Origin of the sequence: Stutzerimonas kunmingensis, assembly GCF_002929225.1 — a bacterium.
GTDB lineage: Bacteria > Pseudomonadota > Gammaproteobacteria > Pseudomonadales > Pseudomonadaceae > Stutzerimonas.
The window spans coordinates 706,578-719,405 of record NZ_PISM01000022.1 but is presented as its reverse complement, the minus strand read 5'-3'; the positions used below and the strand labels follow the sequence as shown (position 1 = coordinate 719,405).

General features: G+C 64.5%; 13 protein-coding genes. 5 read left to right on the top strand and 8 right to left on the bottom strand.

The features are described 5' to 3' along the window. The first annotated feature begins 9 nt into the window (after positions 1-9). From ada to CW305_RS22485, 3 genes are read left to right on the top strand one after another with little or no spacing between them, the layout of a single operon-like run. The gene (gene ada, locus CW305_RS22495; protein ID WP_041016076.1) at positions 10-1,050 is read left to right on the top strand and encodes a bifunctional DNA-binding transcriptional regulator/O6-methylguanine-DNA methyltransferase Ada; all 1,041 of its coding nucleotides are present in this window, start codon (positions 10-12) and stop codon (positions 1,048-1,050) included. Between the two features lie 52 nt (positions 1,051-1,102). Next, positions 1,103-1,345: a hypothetical protein gene (locus tag CW305_RS22490; protein WP_041015978.1), complete on the top strand. Its 243-nt coding sequence runs from the start codon at positions 1,103-1,105 to the stop codon at positions 1,343-1,345. A 51-nt stretch (positions 1,346-1,396) separates the two neighbouring features. Then, entirely contained in the window at positions 1,397-2,182 is a 786-nt protein-coding gene (locus CW305_RS22485; RefSeq protein ID WP_104099037.1) for a TatD family hydrolase, read from the top strand. A 12-nt stretch (positions 2,183-2,194) separates the two neighbouring features. On the opposite strand, the gene CW305_RS22480 is transcribed toward CW305_RS22485, so the two are convergent. The 4 genes from CW305_RS22480 to nfi all read right to left on the bottom strand — a co-directional run bounded on the left by CW305_RS22480 (position 2,195) and on the right by nfi (position 6,725). Next, positions 2,195-4,225 carry a methyl-accepting chemotaxis protein gene (locus tag CW305_RS22480; RefSeq protein WP_090522451.1) on the bottom strand — a complete coding sequence of 677 codons (2,031 nt, stop codon included), beginning with the start codon at positions 4,223-4,225 and terminating at the stop codon, positions 2,195-2,197. A 265-nt stretch (positions 4,226-4,490) separates the two neighbouring features. After that, entirely contained in the window at positions 4,491-5,327 is an 837-nt protein-coding gene (ampE, locus tag CW305_RS22475; RefSeq protein ID WP_046619229.1) for a regulatory signaling modulator protein AmpE, read from the bottom strand. A 15-nt stretch (positions 5,328-5,342) separates the two neighbouring features. Further along, positions 5,343-5,894, bottom strand: a complete 552-nt coding sequence (ampD, locus tag CW305_RS22470; RefSeq protein WP_014819076.1) for a 1,6-anhydro-N-acetylmuramyl-L-alanine amidase AmpD — start codon at positions 5,892-5,894, stop codon at positions 5,343-5,345. Between the two features lie 102 nt (positions 5,895-5,996). Next, positions 5,997-6,725 carry a deoxyribonuclease V gene (gene nfi, locus CW305_RS22465; RefSeq protein WP_014819075.1) on the bottom strand — a complete coding sequence of 243 codons (729 nt, stop codon included), beginning with the start codon at positions 6,723-6,725 and terminating at the stop codon, positions 5,997-5,999. Between the two features lie 157 nt (positions 6,726-6,882). Here nfi and CW305_RS22460 point away from each other — a divergent pair, with 157 nt between their 5' ends. Beyond that, positions 6,883-7,872 carry a GlxA family transcriptional regulator gene (locus CW305_RS22460; protein WP_104099036.1) on the top strand — a complete coding sequence of 330 codons (990 nt, stop codon included), beginning with the start codon at positions 6,883-6,885 and terminating at the stop codon, positions 7,870-7,872. Positions 7,873-8,031: 159 nt separating this feature from the next. On the opposite strand, the gene zapE is transcribed toward CW305_RS22460, so the two are convergent. The 3 genes from zapE to CW305_RS22445 all read right to left on the bottom strand — a co-directional run bounded on the left by zapE (position 8,032) and on the right by CW305_RS22445 (position 11,330). After that, a complete protein-coding gene (gene zapE / locus CW305_RS22455; protein WP_014819073.1) occupies positions 8,032-9,126 on the bottom strand; it encodes a cell division protein ZapE in 1,095 nt (364 codons plus the stop codon). Positions 9,127-9,295: 169 nt separating this feature from the next. After that, a complete protein-coding gene (locus CW305_RS22450) occupies positions 9,296-10,654 on the bottom strand; it encodes a tryptophan--tRNA ligase (RefSeq protein ID WP_104099035.1) in 1,359 nt (452 codons plus the stop codon). Positions 10,655-10,703: 49 nt separating this feature from the next. Continuing rightward, positions 10,704-11,330: an alpha/beta hydrolase gene (locus CW305_RS22445; protein ID WP_104099034.1), complete on the bottom strand. Its 627-nt coding sequence runs from the start codon at positions 11,328-11,330 to the stop codon at positions 10,704-10,706. 138 nt (positions 11,331-11,468) lie between these two features. Between CW305_RS22445 and CW305_RS22440 the strand changes: the two genes are divergently transcribed. Continuing rightward, complete coding sequence (locus CW305_RS22440) at positions 11,469-11,900, top strand: Z-ring associated ZapG family protein (protein WP_003298586.1); 432 nt, start codon at positions 11,469-11,471, stop codon at positions 11,898-11,900. Positions 11,901-11,952: 52 nt separating this feature from the next. On the opposite strand, the gene nadC is transcribed toward CW305_RS22440, so the two are convergent. Then, entirely contained in the window at positions 11,953-12,801 is an 849-nt protein-coding gene (gene nadC / locus CW305_RS22435; protein ID WP_104099033.1) for a carboxylating nicotinate-nucleotide diphosphorylase, read from the bottom strand. Between the last annotated feature and the right edge of the window lie 27 nt (positions 12,802-12,828).

Here is a 12,828-nt window from a genome sequence, read left to right as displayed (position 1 = left end):
AGTCGCGCCATGCTCGATCAGGACCGCTGCTGGCAAGCGCTATGCGAACGCGATGCCGCCTTCGATGGCCGCTTCGTGTTCGCCGTGCGCTCGACCGGTATTTTCTGCCGACCCAGCTGCCCGGCACGCCGGCCAGCTCGCGAGCGGACGGCGTTCTACACCGATCCAGCGGCAGCCCAGGCCGCCGGTTACCGGCCATGTCGCCGCTGCTCCCCCTGCGGCCCGAGCCCGAGCGAGCAGCTCGATGCGCTGGTGATCGCCGCCTGCCGCCTGCTCGACGAAACCGAGACGCCGCTGCCGCTGCAGCAGCTGGCCGCGCGCATCGGGCTGTCGCCGGCCTACCTGTCACGGGCATTCAAGGCGCGCACCGGCATGACCCCGCGGGCGTGGTCGGCGGCGCGCCGCCGCGAACGTCTGGAAACCCACCTGACCGAGGCCGACTCGGTACTCGATGCCGCCCTCGCTGCCGGCTACTCCGGCACGCGGGCCCCTTATGCGGACGCCCAGGCACTGACGCCGGCCCAGCGCCGCCGCAAAGGTGCGGGCGAAACCCTGCGCTACGCCCTGGCGCCCTGCCCACTCGGCCAGCTGCTGGTCGCCAGCAGCGACAAAGGCATCTGTGCCCTGCTGTTCGGCGACGACCAGACAGCGCTGGAAGACGAGCTGCGCTCACGCTTTGCCGCGGCACAGTTGCAGCGCGACCAGGAAGGCCTGGGTGAGTGGCTGCAGGCAATCGTCAGCCAACTGGAAGAACCGCAGCGTGCCGCCCAGCTGCCGCTCGATCTGCGCGGCACGGCCTTTCAGCAGCGCGTCTGGCAGGCGTTGCAGCAGATTCCCGCCGGCGAGACGCGTCGCTACGGTGAGCTGGCGGCAACCCTCGGCAGCCACGCCCGTGCGGTCGCCCGCGCCTGCGCCAGCAACCCCGTCGGCCTGCTGGTGCCCTGCCATCGCGTGGTCGGCAGTCATCAGGCGCTGACCGGCTATCGCTGGGGGCTGGAACGCAAGGCGGCGTTGCTTGAGCGCGAAGCACAAGGAGACTCGGGAGCCTGAGCGGATTTCGGCGGTCGGATACTTCAGTGCCGCCAACCGCAGGAAGCCCGCCATGACCGATCTGAAGCGTTACCGCATCCACTACTGCATCAACGGCGAGCCCGCCTCGCTGCTGATCAGCTCGTTCGAAGTGCCCGGTCTGGAGCAGGCCGAACTGGAAATACTGCTGCATTACGTCCGCGAGCCGCGTGCGGCGGTCGACGCCCCCTGGGAAAACCCGATACGCCCCAGCGAAGCCAGCCGGCTTGAAGAGCTGGGCGTCAGCGACATTCAGATCGAAGAGGAAAGCCACTGAAGGCCATGTAGCATTACGCGCCCGCCCACCGCCGACCGTACGGAGCCTGTCGTGCAGCTTATCGACACCCATACCCACCTCGATTTCGAGATGTTCGATGATGACAGGACCCAGGTCATCGCCCGCAGCGCGGCCGCTGGCGTCGAGCGCATCGTGGTACTCGGCGTGCACGAAGCGAATCTGGAGCGGGTCTGGCAGCTAGCCTGCGAGCAGCCAGCGGTTCATGCTGCGCTGGGCCTTCACCCGGTGTTCATCGCCGAGCACCGGGACGAGCACCTGGGCAAGCTGCGCGACTGGCTGGAGCTGCTACGCAGTGAGCCTAAACTCTGCGCCATCGGCGAGATCGGCCTGGACTATTACGTCGAGGACCCGGACATCGAGCGCCAGCACGAACTGCTCGAAGCGCAGCTGGCGCTGGCTGCGGAGTTCGAGCTGCCGGTGCTGCTGCACGTACGCCGCGCCCACGCACCGATGATCGCCATGCTCAAACGCTACAAGCTGCAGCGCGCCGGCATCGTGCACGCCTTCAGTGGCAGTTGGGAGGAAGCTCAGGAATACCTGCGCCTCGGCTTCAGGCTCGGCCTCGGGGGCGCCGGTACCTGGCCACAGGCGCTGCGCATGCAGCGGGTGCTCAAGCAACTGCCGCTGGAGGCCATCGTGCTGGAAACCGACTCGCCGGATATCCCACCAGCCGGCCACGCCGGCGAGCGCAACAGCCCGGAACTGCTGCCGGATATCTGCCGGATGCTGGCCGATCTGAAGGGTGTCAGCGCCGAAGAGCTGGCCGCAGCCAGCTATCGCAACAGCTGTGAACTGTTCGGCTGGCCGCAGCCCTGATCATCGCCGCGGTCAGACCCGGAACGCGCCGATCAGCTGCTGCAGGCGTCCCACCAGCTGGGACAGTTCGCGACTCGCCTGCTCGGTGTGCCCGGCGCCCTCGGCGGTGCGCTGGCCGGCCTCGTTGATCGCGACGATATTGCGATCGATATCGTGCGCCACGGCTGTCTGCTGCTCAGCCGCAGCGGCGATCTGCTGGTTCTGATCGACGATCAGCCCCACCGCGCCGAGGATGTTTTCCAGCGCCTGCTCGACCCGCCCCGACTGGCCAACGGTGTCTTCGGCCAGCGTATGGCTGGCATGCATGGTTTTCACCGCTGCGCCGACACCATTGTGCAGACGAGCGATCATCTGCTCGATTTCCGCGGTGGACTTCTGCGTCCGCTGCGCCAGCCCGCGCACCTCGTCTGCGACCACCGCGAAGCCACGGCCCTGCTCGCCCGCACGCGCGGCCTCGATGGCCGCATTGAGGGCCAGCAGGTTGGTCTGCTCGGCGATGGTCTTGATCACGTCCAGCACCTGGCTGATCGCCTTGCTGTCGTCGGCCAACTGGTTGATCACCTGCACCGACTGCTCGATCTCGACGGCCAGCCGCTGGATACCGCCGACCTGCGCTACCACCAGCTCGCGCCCGCTGACGGTTTCCTCGTTGACGCTCTGTGCGCTGCCAACTGCGGCCTCGGCACTGCTGGCGACCTCCTGGGCGGTGGCGGACATCTCGTTCATCGCCGTGGCGACCTGCTCGATCTGCCCACGCTGCTCGGATACCGTCTGATTGCTCTCGCCGGAGACGCTTTCGACCCGCTGTGCCTGGCGTTCGACTTCGGCGACGGTCTGCCCGACTCGCTCGATCAGCTCGCGGATCTGCGCCACGGTGGTATTGAACACCTGGCCCAGCTCGCCAAGCTCATCGCGGCTCTGTACCTGATAGCGCACGGTCATGTCACCGGCGGCGACCTTGTCCATGATCCTGCCGAGACTGTGCAGCGAGGCGCGCGTCGAGGCGTAGAAGCCTGCGTACAGATACGCCACCAGGCACAGCACCACCGCCAGAGCCGAAAGCAGCAGGGTCATGAGCAGGCGCTTCTGCTCCAGCCGCTCGGCAAGCTCCACCTCGAGGAAACCGAGAATGGCGTCGTTCAGCTCGTAGGTCTTGGCCATCTGCGCGCTGATGCGCTCGTAGAACTGCTCCCAAGGCAGGTCCAGCGCCTCGGCCATGATCACCTCGTCCTGCAGAATTTCGCTGCTCGCCTGCAGGGACTCACGACTGGCGGTGGCGAAGGCGTCGAGCCGGGTACGCGCGGCCTGGCTTGCGCCCAGGGCATCCTGCAACTGTGCGGCGTACTGCGCCTGCTGCTTTTCCAGTTCCAGCACGAGGTTGTCCAGCGTATTGCTGGCATCGGAGTTCAGGTAGCCCTGGCCGAACGTGTAAGAGCCCACCGCGCGCCCCTCGCCGAGCGATGCGCTGATGGCCGGGGTTACCGTGGTCAGCAGCTCGGCCAACAGACGGACCTCACGCTCGAGATCCTGGCTGAGGCCGGACTGGCCGGCGACGAGCTTGATCATCACCTGCGACTGGCCCAGCAGGGACTCGGCCATGGCTGCCTTGGACTGCAACGATTGCTCGGCCTGGGCGGCGTTCAGCCCGGTCACCAGTTCGTCGCGACGGCTATTGAATTCAGCCACCTGCTCAGGCGCATCGCCAACGGGGACAAGTGCCTGCAGCTGCGCTGCCAGCGCGCTTTCGACGCGGTTCAAGCGAGTCTGCAGCGCCTCGACATTGCCGGTCTGGCCGATGATCGATTCAATATGCACGAGGTCTTTCCAGTCCTCCATGCTGCGCCGCACCTGCAAGGTCGAGCCAAGCAGTTCGAGACTCTGCAGCTCGTTGCGGGTACCGACATATGCCCGGTACGAGTCGCGAACCAGGTAGTAGTTGCTCAGCAGCATGGGAACGAAAAACAGGACGCTGACCAGGCTGAACTTCATACCGAAGCTCAGGCGGTTCATGAACGCAATCGCGGGATACAACAGACTATTCACACGACGTCTCCCAATTTTATTGGTATTGGCTTGCACGCAATTGCAACGCGCAGCAGGGCTCGTCAGAGAGTGGCATCTGCCCGGGTTATACGGGATATCGGTAGGCGTTTTTGTAACTTAAGGTAATGGCCAAATGATGGCTCTTCGACTGATATCAACCAGACGCTCGGCGAGGCGTCTGGCCTGCGGGTTACGGCGATTCGGCGGTGGAACCCCATACAGAGGCGTTATGGACTTCCATTAGCGGCGCCGCTGGCCAAGAGCCTCAGGCGAGGATCGTCCAGACTGCGATCACCGCATACCAGAACACCCGTGTACGTACGAGCAATGCCGCGATCCCGTCGAGCCTCGCGATGCCCGCCTCGCCGTCGACCGCGGGCGGCAGATCGGCGGCCAACGGACCGGCATCGGCCAACAGCCGCCGGGCTGGCACATCCCAGCTCAGCAACTCGTGCAGCAGCGCCCGGTTGACCGCGACGAAGTTGCCGACCAGCGCAAAACTGCCGAGCAACACCCGCACCGGCAACCAGTCGAAGGCATGCCGCAGCTGCTCGGCCCGCTCGCGCAACCCTTCGAGCTCGGTGTGCTCGGCGCACAGCGCCAGCAGCCGGTACGCCAGCGCCGCCATCGGCCCGAGCAGCAGGTACCAGAAGATCACCGCAAAAAAACCCTCGTAGCTGCGCCACAGCAGCCAGGACTGCACCGCTGCCAACAGGCTCGGCGGGTCCTGGGTCTGCAGGCCGGCGTCACGTTCGGCGGCCAGCGCGGCGGCCTCCTCATCTCCACGGCGCCAGGCGTCGCGGAACGCACCGAGTTCAGCCTTGGCATGGCCGCGGCCGAGGCTGTAGAGCAGCACCAGCAGATGCACAGGCAGGCTCAGCCACCCGTAGGCCAGCGGCTCCAGTGCCAGCAGCACCAGGCCGAGCAGCAGCACCGGGAGCAACACCAGCAACAGCAGCGCCAGCCAGGGCGTCTGTCGCAGACGCGGGCTGGCCTCCGCCTGGCGCAGGCGCGTCAGCCAGGGGCTGTCGTATTGCAGCCGCGGCCGCCAATCAGAGAACTTCTCCACCAACAGCACGAGCAGGATCACCAGAAAACTCATCGTCCTTTCCTTTCGTCAGCAGGTAATGGAAGCCGCACGCAGCCGCTGCCAGTCGAATGCCGGGCCGGGATCGGTCTTGCGCCCCGGCGCGATATCGCTGTGGCCGCAAACCCGCTCGGGGGTAATCGCTGGAAACGCGCCCTGCAGTACCCGGCACAATCCGATCAGCGCCTGGTATTGCGCCTCACTGAAGGGTTGGTCGTCGGTCCCCTCCAGCTCGATGCCGATGGAGAAATCGTTGCAGCCCTCGCGACCGTCGAAGCAGGACACGCCGGCGTGCCAGGCACGATCCAGACAGGAGACGAACTGAGTGATCGCGCCATCACGCTCGATGAGAAAATGCGCCGACACCTGCAGCTCGGCGATCTCCTCGAAAAACGGGTGCTCATGGCACTGCAGACAATTCTGGAAGAACTGCTGAACCTTGCCGGTGCCGAACTGCCCCGGCGGCAGGCTGATGTTATGGATCACCAGCAGGGAAATCTCGCCGGCCGGCCGCTGGTTGAAGTTCGGTGACGGGCAGTGGCGAACGCCCTGACACCAACCGGTAGCGCAATCCAGAATCATCGTAGGGTCCGAGCTGACAACAGGCCCGCAGGCTAGCGCCTGCGAGACGCCAGCTGCAAGCGTCGCCACGGGCGCGGGCAATCCCGGTTACAACTGCTTTAGCTACTCGGCCGCTCCAGACAAGCGCCGCGCGGCGGCCTTTTCTTCCCGCCGCGATGCCAGCCGGTCGGCCAGCCGGGTCGGCTCCGGCAGGCGATAGCGCGTGACATAACGCATCACCAGCTGCGGTGCGGTGACGATGCTGACCCGGTTACCCGGGGAAATGATCAGCGGCCGCACCTTGTCCTTGCTGCGCAGCACGCAGCCGATCACTTCGCCGGTCTTCTTGTCGCGCAACTCGACCTGTGCACCACGCGCCAGTTCCAGCTCGTCGTGCGCCCCGGTGAGCAGCTTCTTTGCCACGCCGATGGTGGGCAGGCCGGTCACCACGCCCAGGTGAGCAGCAATGCCCAGGCGGCGCGGGTGGGCGATGCCGTGGCCGTCGGAAAAGATCAGGTCGGGAACGGCCGGCAGTTCGCCGAGCGCCTGCAGCACCGCGGGTAGCTCACGGAACGAAAGCAGGCCCGGAATGTAGGGCATGTTCGTCGGAATTCGCGCCAGGCTGCTGCCGACCAGCTCCAGGGTATCGGCATCCAGCAGCACTGCCGCGGCGCGGGTGATAGTGCCGCCATCCTCGAAACCGACATCCACCCCGGCGATCAATCGCAACGGTGGGAAGTCATCCTGCAAGCTCACCTGCGCCGCCAGGCTCTGCTGCATCGCACGCGCCGCGGCCGGGCTGCCGTCCCAATCGCCAAAAGGGGCTGTCGGATACTGACTGCTTTCACTCATCTCTTCGCTCCTGTGCATCAGCGGTTCGACGCCGGGTCGCTGTGACGGTTCAGCCGCATCGCTTCAGGGAAGGCTGGACAGATGCATGCAAAAATAGGACGCTCCAGCCGCCACACGGCAGATTTACCCTGTTACTCACCACAATAATTAGAATCGCATGCCCAATCTCGCCTCGATCAAGCGCGTCAGCATACTTGCCACCGAAGGGGTGTTCGCCTCGACACTCACCCAGGCCAAGGATTTCTTCCACATGGCCAGCCTGCGCTATGGCAAACAGCTCGGCCTTGACCTCACCCCTGCTTTCGAAACCCGCCTAGTCAGCCCAGACGGCAAGGCGGTCAATACCTTCAGCGGTATCGCCATCGCCGTGGATAGTCCGCTGGACGACGCCGATATGGTGATCCTGCCGGCCTTCTGGGGAGATTTCGATGCGCTCTGCGCGCAGCATCCGGGTGTGATGCCCTGGTTGCGCGAGCGTCACGCAGCAGGCAGCGTCATCTGTGGCGAAGCCACCGGCGTGTTCTGGATGGCCCAGGCGGGCCTCCTGGAAGGCCGCGAGGCGACCACCCACTGGCGCTTTGCCAATGACTTCGTCGAGCGCTTCCCCGGTGTGGCTTTCAGCGCCGACAAGCACCTCACCGACAGCGACAACCTCTACTGCGCAGGCGGCACGACCTCGGCCTGCGACCTGTACATGTATCTGGTCGAGCGCTTCTGCGGCGCACACGTGGCCCAGGGCATGGCGCGTGACGTGCTTTACGAGCTACAACGCAGTTACAGCCCGGGGCGCTTGGGTTTCGGCGGGCAGAAGCTGCATCTGGATACGCGGATTCTGCAGATACAGGAATGGCTGGAAGCCAACTTCGCCGAAAAGTTTCGCTTCGAGGACGTGGCGCGGCAGCACGGCATGAGCATTCGCAACTTCATGCGCCGCTTCCAGGCAGCCACCGGCGACAAGCCGCTGCACTATCTGCAACGCCTGCGGATCGAGACGGCGAAAAGCCTGCTCGCCACCACCGGCAAGAGCATCAAGACGATCAGCTACGAAGTGGGCTACGACGATGCGAGCTTCTTCGCCCGCCTTTTCCGCCAGCACACCGAGCTGTCACCCAATCACTACCGGCAGAAATACCGGCCTGAGTCGTAAGGGCGACCACGGAACAGCCAAGGCTGGCCTGCTGAAGCAGGTACCGACAGCTGGCATACGCCTTCTTGACGAAGACCGCGCCTACTAAGGCGCAGTGCCAGACGTTGCGAGAAAGCGGCCTTTGGCCGCGAAGAGTCGGTCTTCGCGGCCACGCCATGGTCAGGGCTTGTGCGGCCGCGACAGGTACTCGTGCGATTGCATTTCCAGCAGACGGCTCAGGGTGCGCTGGAATTCGAACTCCAGGCGACCACCGGTATAGAGGTCCTTGAGCTCGACCTCGGCAGAGATGATGAGCTTGACGTTGCGGTCGTAGAACTCGTCGACGAGGTTGATGAAGCGGCGCGCCATGTCGTCCTTGGTGACACTCATCTGCTCGACATTGGCCAGCAGGATGGCGCCGAATATCTTGCCCAGTTCGATGTAGTCGTTCTGGCTACGCGGCCCGTCGCAGAGCTCGCGGAACTCGAACCAGGCCACATCGTTGCCGGTCTTTACCGCACGGATTTCGCGGTTCTCGATCATCAGTGCGTCCTTGTCGACGACCCGGCAGTTCTCCGGCAGCAAGCTCTTGAAGCTGCGTTCCAGGCTCTGCTCGGCCTCGGCATCGAGCGGGAAGTGGAACAGCTCGGCCTGTTCCAGCGCACGCAGGCGATAGTCGATGCCGCTGTCGACGTTGACGATCTCGGTGTGCTTCTTCAGCAGCTCGATGGCCGGCAGGAAGCGCGCGCGCTGCAGACCGTCCTTGTACAGACCGTCCGGCACGATGTTGGAGGTCGCCACCAGGCTCACGCCGTTCTTGAACAGCTCTTCGAGCAGCGTGGCAAGAATCATCGCGTCGGTGATATCGGAGACGAAGAATTCGTCGAAGCAGATCACCCGCGACTCGTCGGCGAAGCGCTTGCCAATGATGGTCAGCGGGTTCTTTTCGCCCTTGAGCGTCTTCATTTCCTCGTGCACGCGCTTCATGAAGCGGTGAAAGTGCGTGCGCGTCTTCTGCTTGAACGGCAATGCGTCGAAGAAGGTATCAACGAGGTAGGTCTTGCCGCGGCCAACGCCGCCCCAGAAGTAGATGCCCTTGATCGGCTCCTGCTGTTTCTTGCCGAACAGCTTGCCGAGCAGGCCGCTCTTGCTGCGATCGTCGGCCACCAGATCGTCGTACAGACGTTGCAGGTGACGCACCGCATTTTCCTGGGCGGCATCGTGGAAGAAGTCAGGACGTTTCAGGTCGGCCTGATAGCGCTCAAGAGGGGTCATGGCGGAGTCTGGGTAGTGAAACGGGGCCGACACTTTAGCCGCGCCCTCGGTGGTTGGCAATTTACTCAGGTCGTTCAAGCGTCAGCCCTCCTGGGACACCCATTCTTGGAGATTGCCGCGAAGCCGCGGAACGCAGTCGCGGGGTACGTTCCGCCCTGGCGGCAGCACGTCAGTCGACGAGCGTGGCCAGCGCCTCGCGTACCCGCAGCATGGCGGCATCGAGCGCTTCGGCGCTCTCATAATGTGGGCTGTCGGCGACGCATTCGTCGTCCAGCCACAGGGTGAATTGATCGCCTTCGTCCTCGCGAAGTTCCAGCGCGTCCGGCCCGCCGGCAATCAACCGCTGGGTCAGGCTGCCGATCGCCTTCGGGTTGCTCAACGGACGGGACAGCAGCAGCTCCTCGCCGTCGGGCGCAAAGAAACGAAAGCGGAACGCGCCGTCGGCCTCGCGGAAGCTGGCGAAGCGCGCCACCTTGCTGGACTTCTTCTTGGCTGGCGCTGCACTTTTAACTTCGCTACGGAAGTTGCGCAGGCCCACCGCTTCGCGCAGCTCACCAAGGAACGGCGTGGCGATTCGGCGCGCCTTGGCCGCGCCCGCCTGGAGAATGTCCTCCAGCTCGGCGGGCTTGGTGATCAGCTGGTGATACAGCTCGCGCGCCTCGCCCAGCTCGTTGTCGAGCAGCTCGAACAGGCGCTGCTTGGCATCGCCCCAGGCCAGCCCGTCGAGCAGCTCCTGGCGGAACGCATCCTGCTGCTGCGCGGTGGCGAACGCCTGGTAGAGGGTGAACAGGTGCGAGCTGTCGGGGTCCTTCGGCTCGCCCGGCAGGCGCGAGTCGGTGACGATGCGTGCGATCGCGCCCTTGAGCTCCTTGGCGCTGCCGAACAGCGGAATGGTGTTGTCGTAGCTCTTCGACATCTTGCGTCCGTCAAGGCCGGGCAGCGTGGCGACGCCTTCCTCGATCACCGCTTCCGGCAGGGTGAAGAACTCACGACCGTGACCGAACAGATGATTGAAGCGCTGAGCAATGTCGCGGGCCATTTCCACATGCTGGATCTGGTCGCGGCCAACCGGCACCTTGTGCGCGTTGAACATCAGGATGTCCGCCGCCATCAGCACCGGGTAGCTGTAGAGTCCCATGGTCACGCCGGCATCCGGGTCCTCGCCGTTCTCGACGTTCTTGTCCACCGAGGCCTTGTAGGCGTGGGCACGATTGAGCAACCCCTTGGCGGTGACGCAGGTGAGCAGCCAGGTCAGCTCGGGGATTTCCGGAACGTCGGACTGACGATAGAAGGTCACGCGTTCGGGATCGAGGCCGCATGCCAACCAGGTCGCGGCAATCTCCAGGCGCGAGCGCTGGATACGCAGCGGGTCATCGCACTTGATCAGCGCGTGGTAGTCGGCCAGGAAATAGAAGGAGTCGGCGGCCGCGTCGCGGCTGGCCAGGATGGCCGGGCGGATCGCGCCGGCGTAGTTGCCCAGGTGCGGCGTGCCGGTGGTGGTGATACCGGTCAGGATGCGGGTAGTCATGCAGTCATTCTCGATCGTTGAGCGCGGCGGAGAGGAGCAGGTTCGGGCATCAAAGCCGCGGGGCTACCAGTTCCTTCAGTTTCACCAGCTTGCCATGAAAAAAGTGGCCGCATTCTGCCACTTTCAGCAGCTCATGGGGGTGCTGCAGCTGCGCGGAAAAGGTGTACACGGACTCGGCATCGATGACCTCGTCCTGCTCCGGCTGGATGATCGTCAGCTGGCAATCGTCAGCCAACGACAGCTCGACGAGGCGCGACACTGCCGGCGCCACCATCATCAGCCGCTGTACCGCCACGCCCTCCGCGTTCAAACGGTGGGCCAGCTTGCCGGCGACGAACCCGCCGAAGGAGAACCCCAGCAGCGTCAGCGGCAGCTCCGGATTCTGCTCGCGCAGCCAACGCAGCGCAGCCTCGGCGTCATCCACCTCGCCCTCGACCATGTCATGCGCGCCGGCGCTGCCGCCGACACCGCGATAATTGAAGCGCAGCGTGCTGTAGCCGGCGTCGCGAGCGGTGCGCTGCAGGGTCGAGACCACCTTGTTCAGCATGGTGCCGCCCTTGACCGGGTTCGGGTGGCAGATCAGCGCGAGCCCCGTCGGCTGCGATTGATCGAAGTACAGCGCTTCAAGGGTGCCGCAGGGGCCGTCGAGATTGAGGGGGGTTTCGCGTTTCAACAAAGCAGGAACTCCGTGACCTTGGGACGAGTCGACTCGTCTTGCTAACTAGCTGCCAATAACCGCCGCCTCGCGTCGCGGTATACATAGCAGGTACGAGACGTTAACGTAAGCACAGCCGTTTATATAGAGGAAGGACTCGTGGAACAGACCCTCGCGACCTGGTTGCTCCCGATCGTCGGCCTGATCGCCGGCATCGCCATCGGTTATCTGGTGGCACGCAGCAGCGCACCAAACCGCACACAGCGTCAGGTCGATGACCTGCAAGAGCGTTTCGACACTTATCAGAGTGAGGTGGTTACCCACTTCAACACCACCGCCAGCCTGCTGCGCAAACTGACCAACAACTATCAGGACATTCAGGATCACCTGTCCGACGGCGCCAGCCGCCTCGCACTCGACGAACAGACCCGTCAACGCCTGATGGCCGCACTGCACAGCGAAGAGAACCACGGCACTCGTGAGCGTCTCTCGTCGCCGGCCTTCACCGAGCCGCCGAAGGACTATGCGCCCAAGGGCGACGACACCCCCGGCACCCTGCACGAGAATTTCGGCCTGAAAAGCCGTCACTGACCGATCCGCCTGGCGCAGCCGCTGCGCCAGGCACCGCAACCTCGCCCCGCCCTTACTGCCGCAAGCGCATCGACAGATCCACCGCTCGCACATGCTTGGTCAGCGCGCCGATGGAGATGTAGTCCACCCCCGTTTCCGCCACGCTGCGCAGCGTTTCATCGCTGATGCCGCCCGACGCTTCGAGCTTGGCCCGCCCGCCATTGATGGCCACCGCGGTGCGCATATCATGCAGACTGAGCTCGTCCAGCATGACGATATCGGCACCTGCTAGTAGCGCCTGCTCAAGCTCGTCCAGACTCTCTACCTCGATCTCCACCGGCTTGCCCGGCGCGATGCGATGTGCAGCAGCAACCGCCTCGGCGATGCCACCGCAAGCGGCGATGTGGTTTTCCTTGATCAGGAAGGCGTCGTACAAACCGATGCGGTGGTTGTGGCAACCACCGCAGGTAACGGCATATTTCTGCGCCAGGCGCAGCCCGGGTATGGTCTTGCGCGTATCGAGCAAACGCACACCGGTCCCGTCGACCATGTCCGCGTAGTGACGACAGCGAGTCGCCACACCCGACAGCAGTTGCAGAAAATTCAGCGCACTGCGCTCGCCGGTGAGCAGCGCCCGCGCCGGCCCCTCGAGATGGAACAGCACCCGGTCAGCTCCGACACGGTCGCCATCGGCAACCTGCCAGTGAACCGCAACGCGTGGGTCGACTTGGCGGAATACGGCGTCTACCCATGCCGTTCCGCTGATCACTGCCTGCTCGCGAGTGATGACCGACGCGTGCGCCAGCCGCTCGGCTGGAATCAACTGCGCCGTGATGTCACCACTGCCGACGTCCTCGGCGAGCGCGCGACGAACGTTGGCATCGATTTCTGCAGATAGATCGGCAAGTGTAAGATTCGGCATGGCTGACTCCTGAAGATTGCGCGGAGT